This is a genomic window from Rhodococcus erythropolis NBRC 15567 (genome assembly GCF_001552595.1).
Taxonomy (GTDB): domain Bacteria; phylum Actinomycetota; class Actinomycetes; order Mycobacteriales; family Mycobacteriaceae; genus Rhodococcus_F; species Rhodococcus_F erythropolis.
This window is the reverse complement of the sequence record NZ_BCRM01000001.1, coordinates 1,246,695-1,266,212: the sequence shown is the minus strand read 5'-3', so window position 1 is coordinate 1,266,212 and position 19,518 is coordinate 1,246,695. Positions and strand designations below refer to the sequence as shown.

18 protein-coding genes are annotated in these 19,518 nt (G+C 63.2%); 3 read left to right on the top strand and 15 right to left on the bottom strand.

Annotated features, from left to right (window positions below; all coding sequences use genetic code 11):
* Position 1: 1 nt before the first annotated feature.
* From RE4_RS06115 to RE4_RS06065, 11 genes are all read right to left on the bottom strand, one after another.
* Entirely contained in the window at positions 2–433 is a 432-nt protein-coding gene (locus RE4_RS06115) for a type II toxin-antitoxin system Rv0910 family toxin (protein WP_003939735.1), read from the bottom strand.
* A 73-nt stretch (positions 434–506) separates the two neighbouring features.
* Positions 507–2,144: a monocarboxylic acid transporter gene (locus tag RE4_RS06110; RefSeq protein ID WP_003939876.1), complete on the bottom strand. Its 1,638-nt coding sequence runs from the start codon at positions 2,142–2,144 to the stop codon at positions 507–509.
* Positions 2,141–2,503, bottom strand: coding sequence for a DUF485 domain-containing protein (locus RE4_RS06105; protein WP_003939976.1), 363 nt, complete (start codon positions 2,501–2,503; stop codon positions 2,141–2,143). The genes RE4_RS06110 and RE4_RS06105 overlap by 4 nt, the downstream gene beginning before the upstream one ends.
* Positions 2,504–2,665: 162 nt before the next feature.
* Entirely contained in the window at positions 2,666–4,417 is a 1,752-nt protein-coding gene (locus RE4_RS06100) for a sodium/solute symporter (RefSeq protein WP_019744836.1), read from the bottom strand.
* A 10-nt stretch (positions 4,418–4,427) separates the two neighbouring features.
* Positions 4,428–4,799 (bottom strand): membrane protein, encoded by a 372-nt coding sequence (locus tag RE4_RS06095; RefSeq protein ID WP_003939880.1) that lies wholly within the window; start codon positions 4,797–4,799, stop codon positions 4,428–4,430.
* The gene (locus RE4_RS06090; protein WP_060938188.1) at positions 4,796–5,587 is read right to left on the bottom strand and encodes a LytR/AlgR family response regulator transcription factor; all 792 of its coding nucleotides are present in this window, start codon (positions 5,585–5,587) and stop codon (positions 4,796–4,798) included. The genes RE4_RS06095 and RE4_RS06090 overlap by 4 nt, the downstream gene beginning before the upstream one ends.
* Before the next feature lie 51 nt (positions 5,588–5,638).
* Positions 5,639–6,856 (bottom strand): sensor histidine kinase, encoded by a 1,218-nt coding sequence (locus RE4_RS06085; RefSeq protein WP_019744838.1) that lies wholly within the window; start codon positions 6,854–6,856, stop codon positions 5,639–5,641.
* Positions 6,853–7,239, bottom strand: coding sequence for an MmcQ/YjbR family DNA-binding protein (locus RE4_RS06080; protein ID WP_060938187.1), 387 nt, complete (start codon positions 7,237–7,239; stop codon positions 6,853–6,855). Before RE4_RS06080 ends, RE4_RS06085 begins: the two co-directional genes overlap by 4 nt.
* A gap of 4 nt (positions 7,240–7,243) precedes the next feature.
* Positions 7,244–8,461 carry a lipase family protein gene (locus RE4_RS06075; protein ID WP_060938186.1) on the bottom strand — a complete coding sequence of 406 codons (1,218 nt, stop codon included), beginning with the start codon at positions 8,459–8,461 and terminating at the stop codon, positions 7,244–7,246.
* Between the two features lie 15 nt (positions 8,462–8,476).
* Complete coding sequence (locus tag RE4_RS06070; protein WP_060938185.1) at positions 8,477–10,120, bottom strand: Na+/H+ antiporter; 1,644 nt, start codon at positions 10,118–10,120, stop codon at positions 8,477–8,479.
* Between the two features lie 106 nt (positions 10,121–10,226).
* The gene (locus tag RE4_RS06065) at positions 10,227–10,418 is read right to left on the bottom strand and encodes an antitoxin (RefSeq protein ID WP_003940164.1); all 192 of its coding nucleotides are present in this window, start codon (positions 10,416–10,418) and stop codon (positions 10,227–10,229) included.
* A 180-nt stretch (positions 10,419–10,598) separates the two neighbouring features.
* On the opposite strand from RE4_RS06065, the gene RE4_RS06060 reads away from it, so the two are divergent.
* On the top strand, positions 10,599–11,741 hold the full coding sequence (locus RE4_RS06060; RefSeq protein ID WP_060938184.1) for a GGDEF domain-containing protein: 1,143 nt from the start codon (positions 10,599–10,601) through the stop codon (positions 11,739–11,741).
* Positions 11,742–11,747: 6 nt separating this feature from the next.
* On the opposite strand, the gene RE4_RS06055 is transcribed toward RE4_RS06060, so the two are convergent.
* The 3 genes from RE4_RS06055 to RE4_RS06045 form a co-directional block, all read right to left on the bottom strand.
* A complete protein-coding gene (locus tag RE4_RS06055) occupies positions 11,748–14,252 on the bottom strand; it encodes an HAD-IC family P-type ATPase (protein ID WP_019744843.1) in 2,505 nt (834 codons plus the stop codon).
* Positions 14,253–14,328: 76 nt separating this feature from the next.
* Positions 14,329–15,444, bottom strand: a complete 1,116-nt coding sequence (locus tag RE4_RS06050) for an MBL fold metallo-hydrolase (protein ID WP_019744844.1) — start codon at positions 15,442–15,444, stop codon at positions 14,329–14,331.
* Positions 15,445–15,506: 62 nt separating this feature from the next.
* Positions 15,507–16,238: an enoyl-CoA hydratase gene (locus RE4_RS06045; protein WP_060938183.1), complete on the bottom strand. Its 732-nt coding sequence runs from the start codon at positions 16,236–16,238 to the stop codon at positions 15,507–15,509.
* A 112-nt stretch (positions 16,239–16,350) separates the two neighbouring features.
* Between RE4_RS06045 and RE4_RS06040 the strand changes: the two genes are divergently transcribed.
* Both RE4_RS06040 and RE4_RS06035 read left to right on the top strand, forming a co-directional pair.
* Positions 16,351–17,454, top strand: coding sequence for an NAD(P)-binding domain-containing protein (locus RE4_RS06040; protein ID WP_029255983.1), 1,104 nt, complete (start codon positions 16,351–16,353; stop codon positions 17,452–17,454).
* Positions 17,451–18,893 carry a phospholipase D-like domain-containing protein gene (locus RE4_RS06035; RefSeq protein ID WP_060938182.1) on the top strand — a complete coding sequence of 481 codons (1,443 nt, stop codon included), beginning with the start codon at positions 17,451–17,453 and terminating at the stop codon, positions 18,891–18,893. The genes RE4_RS06040 and RE4_RS06035 overlap by 4 nt, the downstream gene beginning before the upstream one ends.
* 4 nt (positions 18,894–18,897) lie before the next feature.
* On the opposite strand, the gene RE4_RS06030 is transcribed toward RE4_RS06035, so the two are convergent.
* Positions 18,898–19,434 carry a DUF6630 family protein gene (locus tag RE4_RS06030; RefSeq protein ID WP_232253318.1) on the bottom strand — a complete coding sequence of 179 codons (537 nt, stop codon included), beginning with the start codon at positions 19,432–19,434 and terminating at the stop codon, positions 18,898–18,900.
* Positions 19,435–19,518 lie beyond the last annotated feature (84 nt).

Sequence of the window (19,518 nt, the reverse complement as noted above, 5' to 3'; positions counted from 1 at the left end):
CCTAGGTGTAGATCTGGACAAACTGGGCCAGTGACTTCTCCACATCGCCTTTGAGCGCCCGCGCCACACTCGAACCGATCGGGCCGAACAAGGGCGCGCCGCCCAACTCGACTGTCAGCGCGAGTTCCGATCCGTCACCCTTTGCCTTCACGTCGAGTTCGAGACCGAGCTTGACCCCGCCCTTGCCGTCTCCCTTGAGCGAGATCGCCTTCGGGACGTCGTACTTCTTGATGGTCCACCGAACGCGGTTGCGCAGGCCTTTCACGGTCACGACCGAGCTGATCTCGGTGCCGACACCCAATTGCTCGGGAAGTTCACTGCGCCATCCGTCGTGAACCACGAGCCAGTTTTCGTAGCCGCTGAGATCGGAGGCCTTGTCCCACACTTCTTGAGGAGGAAGCGGAACGTCGATTTTCACTGTGAGCTTTGCCATGGCAGAACAATAAGCCCCGTGCGCCTTTTCCGTAACCAGAGGTACCAGAAAGACGCACGGGGCTTTGCCCCTCTTAGTGGCTGACGGCCTTTTCGACGCCGACGCCGGTGAGGGAGCGAACTTCCATCTCCGCCTGCTTTGCCGGATCTTCGATCTTGTTGCGTCCGATGTACGTACCGACGATGCCGAGGACGAATGCCAGCGGGATCGAGACGATGCCGGGGTTCGAGAGCGGGAACCAGGCGAAGTCGGAGTTCGGGAACATCGACGACGGCTTGCCCGACACTGCCGGGGAGAACACGATCAGCGTCAAGCAGCTGACCAAACCGCCGTAGATGCTGAAGAGCGCACCGGTGGTGTTGAACTTCTTCCAGAACAGCGAGTACAGCAGGGTGGGTAGGTTCGCCGAGGCCGCCACTGCGAAGGCGAGGGCCACCAGGAAGGCGATGTTCTGCCCCATCGCCATGATGCCGAGAACGATGGAGACGAGTCCGATGACCACGACGGTGATTCGAGAAACTCGAACCTGCTGCTCCTCGGTTGCGTTGCCGCGCTTGATGACACTGGCGTAGATGTCGTGAGCGAACGACGCCGAAGCAGTGATCGCGAGACCGGCAACGACGGCGAGGATGGTCGCGAACGCCACCGCGGAGATGATGCCGAGGAAGATGGTGCCACCGAGCTCGAAGGCGAGCAACGGAGCGGCCGCGTTCTCTTTACCGGGTGCTGCCAAGATCTTGTCCGGTCCGACCATGCTGGCCGCGCCGTAACCGAGAACCAGTGTGAACAGGTAGAAGGCACCGATGAGCGCGATCGCCCAGGTCACCGAGCGGCGAGCTTCCTTGGCAGTGGGCACCGTGTAGAAGCGCATCAGCACGTGCGGCAGGCCCGCAGTGCCGAGCACCAAAGCGATTCCGAGAGAGATGAAGTCGAGCTTCGTCATTCCGGAAAGACCGTACTTGGCACCGGGTCCGAGGATGTCTCGTCCCTGCACACCCTTGGTGGTGGAACTGTTGACCATGTCCTGCGCATTGGCGAGCAACTGAGAGAAGTTGCCGCGCACTGCCCACAGAACGAGTACGAACATGATTCCGGCTCCGGCAACCAGCAGAACTGCCTTGACCATCTGTACGTAGGTGGTGCCCTTCATGCCGCCGACCAAGACGTACACGATCATCAGCACACCCACGATCGCGACGACGATCGACTGTCCCACCTTGCCGTCGATGTTGAGCAGCAGGGCGACAAGTCCACCGGCGCCGGCCATCTGGGCAAGAAGGTAGAAGAGGGAAACGGCCAGGGTGGACAGGGCTGCCGCCATGCGCACCGGACGCTGCTTGAGCCTGAAGCTCAGGACGTCGGCCATCGTGAATCTGCCGGTGTTCCTGAGCAATTCGGCGACCAGAAGCAACGCAACCAACCAGGCGACAAGGAATCCGATGGAGTACAGGAAGCCGTCGTAGCCGTACACGGCGATCGCACCTGCGATACCGAGGAACGATGCCGCCGAGAGGTAGTCGCCGGCGATGGCGAACCCGTTCTGCGGGCCGGTGAACTGCCCACCGCCGGTGTAGAAGTCGGACGCCTTCTTGGTGGTCCGGCTGGCGCGGATGACCAGCGTCATGGTCACGACGACAAACGCGAGGAAGATCGCGATGTTGAAGGCGGGGTTTCCTACGTCCGTTCCGGACGCGGCGAGTGTGGTGATCACTGTGCGGGACCTTCCAGTTCTTCACGGATGGCGGCGGAGCGGGGATCGAGCTCACGACCGGCGAACTTCACGTACCACGCGGTGATGGCGAAGGTCGTGACGAACTGCCCGAGGCCGAGGATGATGCCGAGATTGATGTTGCCGAGGACCTTGGTGGCCATGAAGTCGTGGGCATAGGTAGCCAGGACGACGTACACCGCATACCAGAGCAGGAAGAATGCAGTGATGGGGAAAACGAACTTGCGCAGACGCGTTCGGAGTTCCTGGAATTCGGGACTCGCTTGCATGTCTATGAATGCCTGGGCATCCGGGGTACGTCGCTCTTGCGGCGACCCCTCACTGATTTCTGCTGTGGACACTGCCGGCTCCTCGCCTCGCGTGTGAAGTGAACTACGCACAGACGTTAGTGAGATCGGAGTCACATGAAGACGCTGTGGCGCCAGTCACACGGTGAGCAGTCGCGCGCTGCGCCGAACGGTCAGGCAGGCGCGACCAACGGCAGAGGGTTCGGGCGGTGAAAGTCAGGGTTGGCGGAGATCGTCTTCGCGATCGGAGCCCATTCCGAGCCGTTCCGGGGCGTGCATCCGCGTGAAGATTCGCGCAATATCTGCCGGTATCTGCTTCGACGACACCTTGCTCACGACGATCATCGTGAGGAACGCCAGCGGCACGCTCACCGCGGCCGGGAACGCGAAAATGGCTGCCGGCCAGCCACCGAGGACGTCCTCCGACAAACCACCCAGGACGGCGACAGTGGCGGCAGTGCCCGCAACACATCCACCGACCACCATCCCCGCCCCCGCGCCGACGGCAGTCAGACCGCGCCACCAGATACCCAACACCAGCAGTGGGCAGAGCGTCGACGCGGCGACCGCGAACACCAACCCGACGGTTCTCGAGAGGTCGACCGACACCACCGCCAGCGACAGCACGAGCGGAACGAGCCCGGCCAGGAGCGCTGCAATACGGAAGTCTCGAACTCGTCCGCGGAGAACATCGGTACTGACGACGCCCGCGATGCTGACGAGCAATCCGGACGACGTCGACAAGAAGGCGGCAATGGCACCTGACGCGACGAGGGCTGCCAGCAGTTGTCCGCCCCACCCCGAGAACACCGAACCCGGCAGCAGCAACACCGCGGCGTCGGAGGTGCCCGTGATCAGAAGTTGCGGAACGTACAGGCGAGCGAAGACGCCGAGGAGGGTCGGAAACAGGTAGAACACGCTGACCAGACCGACAACTGCAAGCGAGGTCAGACGAGCGGCCCGGCCGTCGGGGTTGGTGTAGAACCGGACGAGAACGTGAGGCAGGCCGAGCGTTCCGAGGAAGGTCGCGAGCATCAGCGAGTACACCTGATACATCGGGTGCGGCCCGCCGAAACCCCAACCCGGGGTGATCCAATCCGAGTTCTGCGCGGGCGCTCCGGCGACGACGGGAACCGCGGCTCCCGCGTCGAGAACCATGGACATGCCTTCACCGAGGGTGTGCTCCCCCGGGCCCAGTGTCACGGTTCCTTCGACCACTCGCCCGTCGACTGTGCCGCCGCTGACCGTCACCGGCTCGGATACCTGGACGACGACGTCGGTGGTGATGTCGACGGTCGTCGCAGTGGTGACCGTCGGCGGCATCGACGCGCCTACGTCGTGATGATCGCCGAAGAAGTAGAAGGTCAGTGCCACAGCGGGAATCGCGACGGCAGTCAGTTTCAGCCAGTACTGGAAGGCCTGAACGAAGGTGATCGAGCGCATCCCGCCGCCGACGACGTTGGCGATGACGATGACCCCGACAGCAACGCCGCCGATCCAGCTGGGAACCCCGAGCAGAATGTTGAGCGTCAGTCCCGCGCCTTGGAACTGTGGAATCAGATACAGGATGCACACCATCGCGACGACGAGCATTGCGAGCTTGCGCAATCGCGGTGAGCCGAGACGGAATTCGGCGAAATCGGGGACGGTGTATGCACCGGAACGCCGAAGCGGTGCTGCGACGAACAGCAGCAGGGCGAGGTATCCGGCGGTGAATCCGATGGGATACCAGAGGGCGTCGGCGCCGTATTTCGCGACCAGCCCGGCCACGCCGAGAAACGAAGCAGCGGAGAGGTACTCACCGGAGATGGCTGTCGCATTCCACCGCGCGCTGACGGTTCTGGACGCGACGAGAAAGTCCGAGGTGGTACGAGCGAGCCGAACGCCGTAGATTCCGATAGCCACGGTTGCCACGGCCGCCGCAACGATGCCGAGCACCGTCAGCACCGGGATAGGTTGTCCTCCCACAGCGCCGCGCTCAGTCGTCCACGATGTCGTTGAAGTCCTGCTCGTTTCGCTCCGCCCGACGCACGAACACCCAGCCGGTGGTCAACAGCAAGGGATACACGGCGCCGCCCATCACGAGCCACGGCAACCGGATGCCCAGGACTGCGACCTCCGACAGTGTCGGGAAGAGATGCGTCAGAAGCGGTACTGCACACAGGAGCCCGGCTGCGACGACGGCAAGGCGAATCGCCAGCCCCAACTGCGCGCGAACGAGACCGCGGATCATGGCGTCGCCGACTTCGGTCTGTTCCTGCACCTCCACCCGCGTACGGACGATCCGTGCGCCACTACGTTGCGCCAACACAACGCGCTCACGCTGCGGAGGATCGGACTGCGACGTCACCGTGACAACCAGCTCTGCTTGGGCGCACGAACCAGTCGATCCTTGAGTTCACGGGTGTGTCTGCGGCTGACCGGAAGTTCGACGGGAGGCTTGTCTCCGTGCGGGCGCAGACAGACCACCAATCCGCTGCCTACTGTGCGGATGCCGGTGACCAGCGCCAAAGACACCAGGTAGGAGCGGTGCACGCGCAAGAAGCCTGCGTCGGCCCAGCGTGATTCGAGTGTCGAGATCGGGATGCGTACCAGGTGCGACTTCCCGGCGGTGTGCAAACGCGCGTAGTCCCCGTCGGCTTCCACCCACTCCACCGAGGAGCGTTGAACGAGCGTCGTAACGCCGCCCAGTTCCACCGGGATCACCTCGTCGGTGGACGCAGCTTCGGGCTTGTTCTCGCTCTTGGTGCGCCCGGCCAACCCCACGATCCGTTGAACGGCCTGAGCGAGACGCTCCTCGCGGAGCGGTTTGAGTAGGTAGTCGACGGCACCGAGGTCGAAGGCATCAACAGCTCGATCGTCGTGCGCTGTCACGAACACCACGGGTGGTGGCGTCGCGAAATTGGAGAGGATGCCGGCCAGTTCGAGACCGTCGAGTCCGGGCATGTTGATGTCGAGAAATACCGCGTCGATGCTTCCACCGCGCAGTATCCGCAACGCAGTCGTCGCATCCGATGCCGTGTGAACGTGCGCCACCGAGTCCTCGGCGCGCAGCAAGAAGGCCAGCTCGTCGAGGGCTGGTTTCTCGTCGTCGACGGCAAGGACGGTCAGCTGGGCATCAGTGTCAGTCTCGTTCACAACAGGTCCATGTTCCCACGACGGTTTCAGCCTGATCATCGAAGGCGAGAATCAGACGTGAATACCCTGCTTGAACTTGGGAACACGCATGCTGACCTTCGTACCGGCACCCGGCGCTGTCTCCACCACGAGTCCGTAGTCGTTGCCGAACGCGGCACGAAGTCTGTCGTCGACGTTGGCCAAACCGACGTGAGCAGCTTCGCGTGCGCTGGGTCGTCCCGATCCCGACTCGATGGCGTCAAGTGAGCCGGAACGCAGTAGTTCAGGGTCCATCCCCACACCGTCGTCCTCGACGCTGATGATGCAGTCAGGTCCCTCGTCCGCGGCCACGATGCTCACGGTCCCGCCCTCCGGCTTACTCGAAATACCGTGACGAACCGCGTTCTCGACCAGCGGCTGGAGAGCCAGGAACGGAAGAACCACGTTGAGCACTTCGGGTGCGATCTGAAGGCGGACGTTCAGCGCCTCCCCGAATCGCGCGCGTTCGAGGGTCAGGTAACGATCGATGTTGCGTAGCTCGTCGGCAAGCAGGGTGAACTCACCCGCAGATCGGAACGAATACCGGGTGAAGTCCGCGAACTCGAGGATCAGTTCCCTGGCCCGCGCCGGGTCGGTTCGGACGAACGACGCGACCGTGTTGAGCGCGTTGTAGATGAAATGGGGACTGATCTGCGCGCGGAGGGCACGCACTTCGGCGCGATCCAACAGGGCTCTGGACGCGTCGAGGTCGGCGAGTTCGATCTGGCTGCAGGCGTATCGAGCCACCTCGGTGACCGCTCCGAGCATTCCCGGCCACGGGTCTTCGCTGGTGACGATTCCCAGCACGCCGACCACGCCGATGTCCTCGATCAGCAGGGGCTGAGCGATCAGCGCTCGCACATGGTGATCGCTCGGTCCGCGCACCAGGTCCGAGTGGGTGACGAGCACCCGGCGTTCGCCTTCGATCGCGCGAATGGCGGCGTCGTGGAATTGATCGGACAACGCTTCGTGACGGCCGTCCCACGCCAGCAGATTTCCCGACGCGTCTGCGAGGCCCAGACCGGAACCGCCGGTCAGCTCGCGTAGGTGAGGCGCCGCCTCGGCGGCCGAATTCTTGTCGAGTCCACGCCGAAGTGGCCGCGCGGCAAGTGAAGCCGTATGGAGCGCGGCATGGACGGCACGCTCGGTCGGGGTGGTCACCTCACGTCTGGTGCGCATCCACACCGCTGTCAGTGCCCCGGCCACTGCGAGAATCAGCACGCTGAGAAGCGCGACCACGGCCGGACTCAACGCGAATCCTCGTCCAGTTTCCGGATCAGTGTTTTCGGGGCCACCGTGCGGTACGCATCTTCGACGACGTCGGCTACGTCGTTCCAGAATTTCTCGTCCTCGCTCTCGTCGGCACTCGGAACGTCGAGGTACACACCGATCCATCCCCGGCCACCCACGTACGGGGGGACGAAGAACCTCGTCGGATCGCGACTGACCCAATCTGCCTGCGCCCCAGGTGGGGCCGCGGCCCAGATCGCGAGGCGATCGTCGTGGTGGTGATCTGCCATGGTGACGAACTGCGGCGCTTTGCGCACGAAAAACGACGATTCACCGTGGCTGACCCGCTCGGTTGCCTCTGGCAATGCCAGTGCCAGAGCGCGGATTCGTGCCGACGCCGTCATCGATTCACGACCCGCAGGTATTCGGTGCCGGAACACCTGCAAATCGATCCTTCACCCACGCAACAGCTCCCGGCACAGCGGCGCCGTCCGCGTGACCTTCGCCCGGTCGCGCCTGGAATTCGATGACGTCACCTTCGGCGCAGGCACGTTCGACGGCCGCCTCGGTCCATTCCGGACGGATGAGGTTGTCATTGGTACCGACGACTACGTACATCGGACCGCTCGCGCGTTGACGTGGGAGAGCAACGTCGCTGAGCCACGCGTGAATTCGGTCCGCGTCCTCAGCGGTAGCTGGCCTGGTGTCGGCGGGCGTCACCTTTCCGACAAGACCCAACTTCTCCGTCGCGCGAGAGGTCAGGCACGAGGTGAGCAGGTCGTAGTTCTGCTCGAATGCGCCGCGCACGTAGTCGGTTCGTTCGAGCTCCGGATGGGTGAGGGACAGCCCTTCGAGTACATAGGGCAGCAGCAGTTGCTGAGGCAGTGACAGATTCACCTCGGAATCACTCGAGATGATCGGCGAGATGTCCGCTGCCGGGGACAGGTTTGCTGCACCGACGAATTCGAGTCCGTCGCCATAGGCGTCGGCTTCCTCGGCCGCTGCCCAGGAAGCCTGCCCGCCTTGGGAAAGCCCCAGAGTTGCCCACCGAGTCGAGGTGTCCGGAACGACGTTGCGCGCCGCTCGAACCGCGTCGATGACGTTGAACGCCGCGGTGTCCGGTTGCAGGTAAGGATGCGGGTCCGGAGTGCCGAGGCCCTCGAAGTCGGAGACAGCGACCACGTATCCCGAGTCGAGAAACGGCGCGACCAGGCCGATCGTGCCGAAGAGGGTCGGCGAGGTCGACGGCGCGCAGTCGTCCGAAATACCCGTCGTGCCATGGCCGATGGAGACGATCGGCCAACCGCCCTCCGGCGGCGTTCCAGGCGGTGTGAACACGGTTCCCGATACCTGGGTCTCCCGGCCGTCGATACCGGAGGTGGAGCCGTACAGGATTTTCACCGCGCTCGCTCCGGACGCCGCCACTTCGGCTGTGCTGGTGAAGGGTTCACTGTCGAACACGACGCCGCGTTGCGCGCTGCTCTCGACCGGCGGGGTAGTCGTGGTTGCGTTGTCGGTGACAGAGACATCTGGCGAGGCATCCGATCCGCAGCCGACGCTCACGAGAAGCGCGCTCGCCACCACGACTCCCCAGCCTGCGCGTACCCTCGAACTCCGAACCGTCATACGCAGTGTTCCCCTCTATTTGCCCGCGCTGCCTGCTCGGCGACGCCTGACACGTTCCTCGGCTGCGGCCTCTTCGATGTCGAGTCCTTCCAATACGGTACGCAATACCTCGTCGTCGAGATCTCCGTCGTCGCGCGCGGCGATCAGTGCGACTCGCTGCGAGCGAAGGGATTGATGCCGGAATTTGTCGAAGAGCGCTCCCGCATTCCACAAGGCGGCCTCGCGATCGGCGTCCTCGTCGACCTCCTGGAGTTGAAGCCTCGCCTGCATCGAGCGGCGTACGCGCTCGACAATTGCCTGCAATTCCTTTCCGTCGATCCCCGACGGAGGGTGCGCAGCCGCGTCTGCCAACGCCTTCTCACCGGCTTTGCGAGAAATGTTGCGTGCCAACTCCATCTGTTCCTGAGTACGCAATTGTTCATAGGGATCCGCGACGTCGAGACGACGAATCAGGAACGGCAAGGTCGATCCCTGGATGAGCAGTGTCCCGACCGCGACGATGAACGCGATCGCCTGAATGACGCCGCGTCCGGGGAACGGCTCGCCGGACGAGAGCGCGAACGGGATACCGCCGGCCGCAGCAAGAGTGACGACACCACGCATTCCCGCCCACGAGACCACCAGATTCTGTTTCCACGTCAGTTGATTCTCGCGATCACGGCGCAGGGTTACACCGAATCGCACACGGGAGTAGCTCAGGAACAGCCACACCGGCCGAATCACGATGACCACGGCCAGGACTGCCAGACCGTACGCGAACACGTGAAGCACCGGAAGCCCGTCGGCGACAACATCGTCGATCACGAAGCTCAGTTGCAGCCCCATGTACGCGAAGACGAACATCTCGAGGAGCGTGTCCAGGCTCGACCACACCGAGCGCTCCTGCAGCCTGGTCATGATCGACGCGTCCGTCGAATAGTGTCCGATCACCAGACCAGCAACCACGACGGCCAGAACACCGGACGCGTGTAGTTCTTCAGCGGCCAGGTAGGCAGCGAACGGAAGGACCAGCCCCAAGCCGGTTTCGAGTGGAGAGTCGTACATGCGGGCGCGAACGAACTTGACGACAAACGCGAGCACCAAGCCGACGACAACGCCGCCGATTACTTCGTACGCGAAGAACAACAGGGGCGAATCCGTCGCAATTCGCGTTCCGGTCACGGCAGCGACCGCGACGGTGAAGAGGGTCAGCGCGGTCGCGTCGTTGACGAGCCCTTCGCCCGTGAGGATGGCGATGACTCGTTTCGGGAGCCCGAGTTTCTGACCGACCGCCACCGCGCTGACGGCATCGGTCGGCGCGATCACAGCTCCGAGCACGAGGGCGGCGCCGATAGTGAACTCGGGAACCATCCATTCGGCGAAGAAGGCAACCACGAACGCCGTCACCAGCACCATTCCGACGCCGAGACGCAGAATGGGCGCAAGGTTGCGTTTGAAGGTCGCGACCGAGAACTTGAGAGCGGCCGAGTAGAGAAGCGGCGGCAGGACCACACCGAGAATGACGTGGGGGTCCAGTTCGGGCCGCGGCATACCGGGGACGAAGGAGGCGACCGAGCCCACGGTCACCAGGACCAGCGGGGCCTGCAGGTTTCGTCGATTGGACAGCCCGGTGACTGCGATGGCGGCAATGACAACCAGCAGAATCCAGGTGAAGTTCACGCGTTCATTCTGCCCGCCGACCCTGGGAGTTCACCCAGCGGAGGCACAGAAGCCCGCAACCTTTTCGGTTACGGGCCCCTGAGCAACGGTATGGCCGAATCCGGTTTTACTGCTTTTCGGGAACAGCCTTCTTGGCGGCCTCGGCTGCCTTGTCGATCTGATCGCCGTACTTGTTGCCGGTCTTGTCGTCGGCGATGTCGGCCACCTTGTCGATCGCGTCGTGAACCTTGTCGGAGTTCTCCGCTGCGAGCTCCTGGCCCTTTTCGACCAATCCCTTGACGTTGTCCAAGAAACCCATGTCCGTGTCCTCTCCCGGTGCTGACGCACATCCTTCGGCGGAATCGTTCCTCCGCGCCCTTCGATTCTCACAGGTCGACGGCCTCTACGCCAGAAAGCAGGTCCGTGCGTTCGAGCCGCGCGCAACTCGAGGTAGCGTTAACCCGCCAATAGCTGATTGATCACCCATCGACATCGACAGGTGCCCGGATTGAATGCAGGACTGCGCGGGACGGGGGGCGACCCCCACCCCACGCGTGAACTGCTGTCCCGGTGGTGGTCGGATCGCACCGATTACACCTGGCTCCCCCGATTCCTCGACACTCGCGGGCTGACCGTTCCCGGACGCAAATTAGTCGCGGTGTGGTGTTTTCTCTTCGCGCTGATCGCGGCGACCATGCAGTTGAGCCGCTTCGGTTCCGATTCCGCCCTTGCACGGTCCATCCTCGCAGTCGGGACCATCAGCGGGGTCTATGCCGGTTGCCGTTGGGTGCGAAACGAATCGTGGCCCACCTGGCGCCAATCCGTGGCCTTTGTCGTCTGGGCCGACCTCTGGCTCGCCGTCACGCTCTTCTTCGCGGTTCGCACAGCGTTCGTCGGAACGCTGGGTTGCGTCCTGTTCATCATGATCGGCTTCTACACGGCGATAGTTCACAGTCCGCGTGTTGCCGTGACCCACATCGGCTGGGCTCTTGCTGTCTGCACGACGCTCGCTGCCATGGCGATGTCCGAGCCGGTCAACGACGACTGGGTGGTCGTGAATCTCTATCTGATGGTTGCCGGTGTGGTTTTCTCCACCGCGTGGATTCTGCAGATCGTCTGGCTGCGCCTGACCGACGACGCACGAAACGCTCACCGGGACTACCTCACCGCGACACTCAATCGCCGCGGACTCCAGGACGAGGCACAGCATCTGCTGCGCGGTGATCGAACGCAGGCTCTGATCGCACTGCTCATCGACGTCGACTCGTTCAAAATCCTCAACGACACGCACGGTCACGTAGCAGGTGACGACGGGTTGACCGCTGTCGCTGACCGCCTCATCGCTGCCGCCGGGCCCGAGGCAGTGGTGGCGCGAATCGGCGGCGACGAGTTCGTCGTCCTGCGCGGAGTCGATCGAGGAGATATCGAACAGGTCGCCACCGAGATACATTCGGCGGTCTCGTCCGACTCCGATCCCTATCCCGTATCCGCCAGTACCGGCGTCAGCGTCTACCTCTGTCCCGAGACGGACTTACCGGATCGGGCTGTCAACGAACTGATCGAGCACGCAGACAATGCGATGTACCGGGCCAAGAAGCGCGGCGGCGATCGCATTGCCTGGGTGCAGATGTTCAGGCGCTGAAACTACTTACTCACTGTGGGCGTGGTGATGCTCGCCGGGCAGGTCGTCGGGCGTCGCGAAAATCTTCCGCTTCTCCCCGTGCAGGCGTGCGCTGATCCACCACGAGAGTTCCACGAGCACAACGCCGATAGCGCCGAGGGTGATCGCGAGCGTCGTCGCAGCGACGTTGCTCGGATCAAGCTTGAAGAACTCACGAGTGAACGGCAGCGCGAACAGGATGAGGTACCCGGCAACCGAACCGCCGATCAGAACGAGCTTCCACCACACGTACGGCCGAGCAACGACGGCCAGGACCCACACGGCGATCATGATCAACGTGATGAGTGCACTGGTTCCGGCCTGGATCTTCTGGGTCTCCGTCTGGTCGGGGCCTTGGTAAGCCAACACGTAGGAGATGAACGTGGTGATGCCGATGATCAGGCCCGACGGCAACGCCAGACGCATCACGCGGGAGACGAAACCGGTTCGGGCGCGCTCGTTGTTGGGGGCGAGAGACAAGATGAAGGCCGGGATACCGATCGTGAACCACGCCGCGATCGTGACGTGGCGGGGCAGGAACGGGTACGGCAGCGGTTCGAAGTCGAAGACCTGGGACAGGACGCCGGTGATGCCGATCAGGAACGCAAGCACCACCGAGTAGACGGTCTTGGTCAGGAACAGATTCGACACACGCTCGATGTTGCCGATCACTCGGCGGCCTTCCGCGACGACGTACGGGAGCGTCGCGAACTTGTTGTCCAGCAGCACGATCTGGGCCACGGCTCGGGTCGCCGGACTGCCCGAACCCATCGAGACTCCGATGTCGGCGTCCTTGAGGGCGAGCACGTCGTTGACGCCGTCACCGGTCATCGCGACGGTATGTCCGCGAGACTGCAAGGCAGCGACCATTTCCCGCTTCTGATCCGGTCGTACTCGACCGAACGTCGTTGCTCCGTCGAGAGTGTCCGCCAGCTTTTCCTGATCGCTGGGAAGATCCCGCGCGTCGATGGGACGGTCACCACCCTCGAGCCCGAGGGAACCGGCAACGGCGCCGACGGAAACCGCGTTGTCGCCGGAAATGACCTTGACCGCGACCTTCTGGCTGGCGAAGTACTCCAACGTCTCCTGCGCGTCCGGACGCACCTTCTGCTCGAGTACGACCAGAGCCTCAGGGGTGACGGTGCCCGGCGCGTCGGCGTCGTCGACGGGAAGGTTGCTGCTGCCGAGCATGAGGACACGAAGCCCGCTCGAACCCACTTCTTCTGCCTTGCGGGCCATCTCCGAGTCTGGATCGAGCAGCACGTCCGGGGCACCGAGCACCCAGTTGCCGTGACTGCCGTACGACTGGCCACTCCACTTCTTCGCCGAGGAGAACGGCGCGAGCGCGGTGGCTTCGCCCCAGCCGGAATCGTCGGAGAGAGACTCGCGAATCGCCAGAACGCTCGCGTTGGGGCGAGGGTCGGACGCGGCCATCGCGCTCAACGCGGACTTGACTGCAGACTCCCCTGATCCACCCGGTGCGACGTCGACCTCGGACAGGCGCATGCCGTTCTCGGTCAGCGTTCCGGTCTTGTCCGCGCACACCACGTCGACACGGGCCAAGCCTTCGATCGCCGGCAACTCCTGAACGAGGCACTGGCGCTTGCCCAATCGGATGACCCCGACCGCAAAAGCAATGGACGTCATGAGCACAAGGCCTTCGGGAACCATCGGAACCAGCGCTGCCACCATGCCGTTGAGGGCGGGTCGGATCGGCAAGCCGATCGTGAAGAGCTGATTGAAGATGATCAGCGCTCCCGCCGGAATCATCAGATAGGTGATGAATTTCAGGATCTTGTCGATACCGCTGCGCAGTTCCGAATGCACGAGGGTGAACTTGCTCGCCTCTTCGGCCAGCTTGGCCGCGTATGCATCTCCACCGACCTTGGTGGCGCGGTACGCGCCGCTGCCTGCGGCAACGAAACTGCCCGACAGCACTTGCTGGCCGCTCGCCTTGTGAACCGGATCAGCCTCACCGGTGAGCAGCGATTCGTCGACCTCGAGTGCGGCAGAACTGACCACCTCACCGTCGACGACTATCTGGTCACCGGATCCGAGTTCGATAATGTCATCGAGCACAACATCTTTGGGCGCCATTGCCACGGCGACGCCGTCACGCCTGACCATGGGCTTGGCCTGACTCACGATGGCCAGAGCGTCGAGCGTGCGCTTGGCGCGGATCTCCTGGATGATGCCGATACCGCTGTTCGCGATGATCAACAACCCGAACATGCCGTCGATGATCGAGCCCGTCGCGAGCACGATCACCAACAACACGGTCAGGATCGCGTTGATGCGTGTGAAGACGTTGCCGCGGATGATGTCCTTGACCGAGCGGGACGCCCGGTCCGGTACATCGTTGGTTTGTCCCGACGCGATCCTTGCTGCAACCTGATCGGCGGTCAGACCGCGGGCGACGTCTACGTCGTCCGGCAATCGCTCAGGCGCTACCGCCACTGCTGTCTCTTCTGAACTGGTGTGCTCGTGAGCCATGGTCAAAGATTACGCACCCGGAGCAACTAATCAGGGTTCGACTCGACAGGCAACCACGTCCGCGGCACTTCTCCGCTCAGCCCAGTGGTATCCACCACTTCGACGGCGGTGTCGGTGACAACGCGTCGATCCTGCCGCCAGGCATCGGGACCGACACTGTTGTGCCCGCCTCTGCGGCCGACTCGTTGAGGCGAATGATCGGCTCCGACCACGAGTGAAACGCGAGGTTGAAGGTCGCCCAGTGGATCGGTACGAAGACACCGCGCGATCCGTCGCCCTTGTTGAGGTCGATGTGTGTCTGCACTGCCTCTTCCGGATTCATGTGAATGTCCGGCCAGCGCACGTCGTACGCGCCCACGGGGAGAAGCGTCAGATCGAAAGGCCCATAGGTTTCACCCAACTGTTCGAAACGTGATGTGTATCCGCTGTCTCCGCCGAAGAACACCCGGTGCTTCGGACCGGCGAATACCCACGACGCCCACTGCGTCGTGTTCCGGACGAGGCCACGACCGGAGAAGTGACGAGCCTCGGTGCACGTGAGAACCAGGTCGTCGATTTTTGTCGACTCGTCCCAGTCCAATTCCACGATCCGGTTCTCGGGCACCTTCCAGTGCCGCAGGTGAGCCCCGATACCGATCGGAACGACAAACGGAGCGGTCTGGGTGCGAGTCAGAATCTTGACCGTCGCCATGTCGAGGTGGTCGTAATGATCATGCGAGATGACTATCGCATCTACCGTCGGTAGATCAGCCAAGGCCACGGGAGTGGGATGCATACGTGCGGGACCTACTGTGGCCGAGGGTGATACGCGTTCGCTCCACACCGGATCGGCGAGAACGCGGTAACCGTCGACCTCGACGAGAACACTCGAATGGCCGTACCACGTCACGGCCGCGTCACCCGCTACCGACGGCGCCAGCGGAGTTGCCAACGGAATCGGCTGACGCGGCCGACCCGTCGACCCCCGTGTAGCCATCGACTTGAACATCCCGGCATCGGTGCCCGGAACCAGAGTGCTGCTGGGCTCCGAGTTGTGGAACTGGCGGTCCCGGTATCGCGGGGACATCGCCGCATACGGTTGCACTGTGTTTCGCGACGCCCCGATCTGCGTCGGGATTCCCCATGCGGCTCGCGCCACCCACCCTGTCGCCGCGGCAACAGCCGCAACTCCCAGAACCGTCGTCTTCTTCATTCAGACGAGCGTAGCCACTATCTGTCCCGCGTGCCTGGTGCCTGTTTTCCCTGCAACGAGCTTTACTTTCCCTTGAATACGGGAGGGCGGTTCTCGATGCGGGCGGCGCGGGCTTCCTGGACGTCCTCGCTGAGCCAGGCGGCGTGGAGGGCGTCGAGTTGCTCGGGAGACTGTTCCTCCATGGTGCCGTCGTCGTTGAGAACCATCTTCATGTGCCGCAACGACAGCGGTGCGAGATTGGCGATGCGGTGCGCCCATTCCTGAGCGTCGTCGAGGGTTCCGAGCTTGTTGGCGAGACCGCGCGTGAAAGCTTCCTCGGCGCCGATCTGTTCGATGCCGAGCAGAATGGTACGCGCCGGACCGCCGCCGACCAGCGACGCGAGCCGACGCATGGTCCACTTGTCCACCGAGACTCCGAGGGTGGCCGCGGGGATTCCGAAGCGAGCGGTCGGTGCCACGACGCGCAGATCCGACGCGATGGCCAGCTGGGTACCGGCGCCGACGGCCGGACCGTTGACAGCGGCAATGACGGGGATGGGCGCCGTGTCGATCGACCGGAGCATTTCGAACAAGCGGTCGGTGAAGCCCTCCATGTAGACGTCGCCGGACAGGTCCGCGCCTGCACAGAACGCCGATCCCTCACCGGTGATGACGACAACGTGCGCATGCTCGGCGACTGCCGCGTTCATCGCGTCCCGTATTGCGATGCAGAGTTCGGCGCTGAGCGCATTACGACGCTCGTGACGCTGCAACTCGATGGTCACGACGTTGCCGTCACGGGAGAACCCGATCATGTCCGCTCACTTTCGTTTCTGGAAGGCTCGACACACGGGAGTTCCGAGGCGCCGCTACCGTCCGCATACTTCTCTGCAGCTAAGTTCTGTACATCAGGAGGTTAGATTACCGATGAGTACAGACGACCTTGCCGCACAGCAACCACACCCGGTTGACGTGGTGGTGATCGGCGCGGGACAGGCCGGACTCTCCGCCGCGTATTACCTGCGCAAGTTCGGAATCGAACCCGAATCGGGGTTCGTGGTGCTCGATCATGCGTCCGGTCCGGGTGGAGCGTGGCAGTTCCGCTGGCCGAGCCTGACACTGAGCACCGTCAACGGTGTGCACGACCTCCCGGGGATGTCCTTTGCGGAAACCACCGGTACAGACGCCGAACAAGTGCCTGCATCGGTGGCGGTCCCCCATTACTTCGAACTGTACGAAAAGCAATTCGAACTTCCCGTCCACCGCCCGGTACACACACGGGTGGTGTGTCCGAGGGAAGAGCGACTGCGAATCGAAACCGACCAGGGGGTGTTCGCGGCGCGAGGCTTGATCAACGCGACGGGAACCTGGGAGCGCCCCTTCATCCCCCACTATCGCGGGGCCGAGTCCTTCCGTGGCCGACAGCTCCATACGAAGGACTATCGAACCGCTGCGGAGTTCGAAGGCAAACATGTTGTGGTGGTCGGCGGCGGTATCTCGGCCGTCCAACTGCTCGACGAGATCTCACGCGTCACGACCACTACCTGGGTGACGCGGCGCGAACCCGAGTTCCGCGACGAGCCGTTCACGCCGGACATCGGCCGCGATGCGGTTGCCATGGTCGAAGATCGTGTACGACGCGGCCTGCCACCGGGATCCGTTGTCTCGGTGACCGGCCTCCCCGTGACGCCTGCCATCCGGGCAGCGCGAGAGCGTGGTGTGATGAATCGACTGCCGATGTTCTCCGAAATTCTTCCGAACGGCGTGAAGTGGGCCGACGGTACCGTCGTCGACGCCGATGTCATCTTGTGGTGCACCGGTTTTCGTAGCTCACTCGATCACCTGGCGCCGTTGCACCTGCGCGGACCGGGTGGCGGAATCCCGATGACCGGGCGCCTCGCCACGCAGGTCGAAGCCGACCCTCGCGTGCACCTGGTGGGATACGGACCGTCGTCGTCGACGATCGGAGCCAACCGCGCCGGCCAAGCGGCAGCGCGCGAACTGACCGCGTACCTGGGAATCGGCGAATGAACAGAATACTGATTCCGGGCGAAACCTGCTGGCGCATCGAACCGGCGGACAATCTTGCCTGCATCGTCGACGCCGCTGACTACTTTCATCATGCGAAGTCCGCAATGCTGCAAGCGGAAAAGCGAATCATGTTGATCGGCTGGGACTTCGACACGCGCATCAAACTCGAACCAGGCAAGCAGACGCTCGACGGCCCCAACCGATTGGGAATGTTCCTCCGCTGGCTGGTCCGCGAGAAACCCGACCTCGAAATCCTCGTACTCAAATGGAACATCGGCGCGTTCACCGCAATTGGGCGCGGCATGACTCCCGTCTTCGTGTCCAACTGGCTGACCGACGAGCGCCTGCGGTTCGAGATCGACGGCGCCCATCCCGTGGGTGCGGCGCACCATCAGAAAATCATCGTCATCGACGACGCTCTGGCGTTCTGCGGCGGCATCGACATGACGGTGGACCGCTGGGACACCTCGGATCACGTCGACCGCAACGACTACCGGATCACACCGAGCGGAAGACGTTACGGCCCTTGGCATGACGCAACCACGGCGGTCGACGGCAATGCTGCCGCGGCCATCGGCGAATTAGCGCGGGCACGCTGGAAATCCGCAACCGGAGAGGACCTCCCACCGGTCCAGAGCACGGCGACGCCGTGGCCGGTCAATTTGGCTCCTACCTTGCGCGTCGTCGACGTGGCCATCGCCAGAACGCTGCCGGAACTCGGCGAACGCACAGAGGTACGCGAGATCGAGGCGCTCTATCTCGCGGCCATCGCCGGGGCAGAACACACGCTGTACATCGAAAGCCAGTACCTCGCCTCACGCACGCTGGCCGAGGCGATTGCCGCGCGTCTACGTGAGGCCGACGGGCCGGAGATCGTTCTGGTCATTCCGCGCAATGCCGATGGATGGCTCGAACAAAAGGCGATGGACGGGGCACGCCACGACCTGCTGCATTTGCTGTGGTCGGCCGATATCCACGACCGGTTCGGTGCGTTCTATCCCGTGACCTCTTCCGGTGCACCAATTTACGTGCATGCCAAGGTCCTCGTGATGGACGATCGCCTCCTGCGAATCGGGTCGTCGAACCTCAACAACCGTTCGATGGGCTTCGACACCGAGTGCGACATCGCCGTCGAATCCGACGACGACGCAGATGTCGAGTTGCGCGCCTCGATCATCGGATTGAGGCGCCGGCTACTCAGCGAGCACCTCGACGTCACCGAGGAAGAAGTCGACGACGCGTTGGGTGAGCAGTCACTGTTGTCGACGGTTCGCGCTCTCTCGACCTCCGACGCTCGCAGTCTGCGCGAATTCGACCGGAATACAGTCGACGGCGAAGACCACGTGCTCGCTGAAAATGCACTGATGGATCCCGAGCGCACGCCGCCCAGACTGAGCGATCGAATCGAAGGATTGCGCCGCCTGCTCGGCAAACGCTGAGACTCTAGAACACGCGCACGCAGTGCCCGGCTGCCAGCGCGAGTTCGACGAGTGTTGCACCGTGAACACTCGGGACGAGCGCGATGAGAAACGTATCGCTGTCGCTGTCGAGCCAGGCAAGTGAAACGCCCGTCTCGGTGATGTTGTCGCCGACTCGAGCGAGAAGCGATTCGAGTCCGGCAGCTCGATCGAAGGCCATGGCAAGACTCTGCGCCCACTCCCACGATCCTGCCGGCGCCGACTCGAGCGCTCGTAGCTGACCGAGAACCTCGGCAGCGTCCTCGTTCCAGTCCACCCAGACCAGGAGTTTTCGGTCGTGCAACGCGTCGACGAGAGCAAACCACGCCAATTCCGGGTGCGGCTTCTCGAGCGTCTGTGAGTACAGCTCGTTCTGTACTTCGACATACCGTTCCGGATACTCGATCGCGAGCGTCACCCGGTCGATGACAACAGCGCTGTCAGGGGCGAGCAGTTCGGCGATCGCGCGCAACGCGTCGCGAGCAGGTCCACCCACTATGTCTCCAAGGTTCGATTCGGTCATCGGTGCGGTTTCCACAGTCTGACATGCGAGTGCGCCTCGTTCGGACGTGTCCTCTATGTCAGGTCCTGAGGCAGATCCTCCGGA

What these genes read in the sequence shown, in the direction of transcription:
- RE4_RS06115 (WP_003939735.1), bottom strand. Translation starts at nt 433, where the DNA reads ATGGCAAAGCTCACAGTGAAAATCGACGTTCCGCTTCCTCCTCAAGAA.
- RE4_RS06080 (WP_060938187.1), bottom strand. Translation starts at nt 7,239, where the DNA reads ATGACGGCGTCGGCACGAATCCGCGCTCTGGCACTGGCATTGCCAGAG.
- RE4_RS06065 (WP_003940164.1), bottom strand. Translation starts at nt 10,418, where the DNA reads ATGGGTTTCTTGGACAACGTCAAGGGATTGGTCGAAAAGGGCCAGGAG.
- RE4_RS06055 (WP_019744843.1), bottom strand. Translation starts at nt 14,252, where the DNA reads ATGGCTCACGAGCACACCAGTTCAGAAGAGACAGCAGTGGCGGTAGCG.
- RE4_RS06050 (WP_019744844.1), bottom strand. Translation starts at nt 15,444, where the DNA reads ATGAAGAAGACGACGGTTCTGGGAGTTGCGGCTGTTGCCGCGGCGACA.
- RE4_RS06075 (WP_060938186.1), bottom strand. Translation starts at nt 8,461, where the DNA reads ATGACGGTTCGGAGTTCGAGGGTACGCGCAGGCTGGGGAGTCGTGGTG.
- RE4_RS06045 (WP_060938183.1), bottom strand. Translation starts at nt 16,238, where the DNA reads ATGATCGGGTTCTCCCGTGACGGCAACGTCGTGACCATCGAGTTGCAG.
- RE4_RS06040 (WP_029255983.1), top strand. Translation starts at nt 16,351, where the DNA reads ATGAGTACAGACGACCTTGCCGCACAGCAACCACACCCGGTTGACGTG.
- RE4_RS06035 (WP_060938182.1), top strand. Translation starts at nt 17,451, where the DNA reads ATGAACAGAATACTGATTCCGGGCGAAACCTGCTGGCGCATCGAACCG.
- RE4_RS06030 (WP_232253318.1), bottom strand. Translation starts at nt 19,434, where the DNA reads ATGACCGAATCGAACCTTGGAGACATAGTGGGTGGACCTGCTCGCGAC.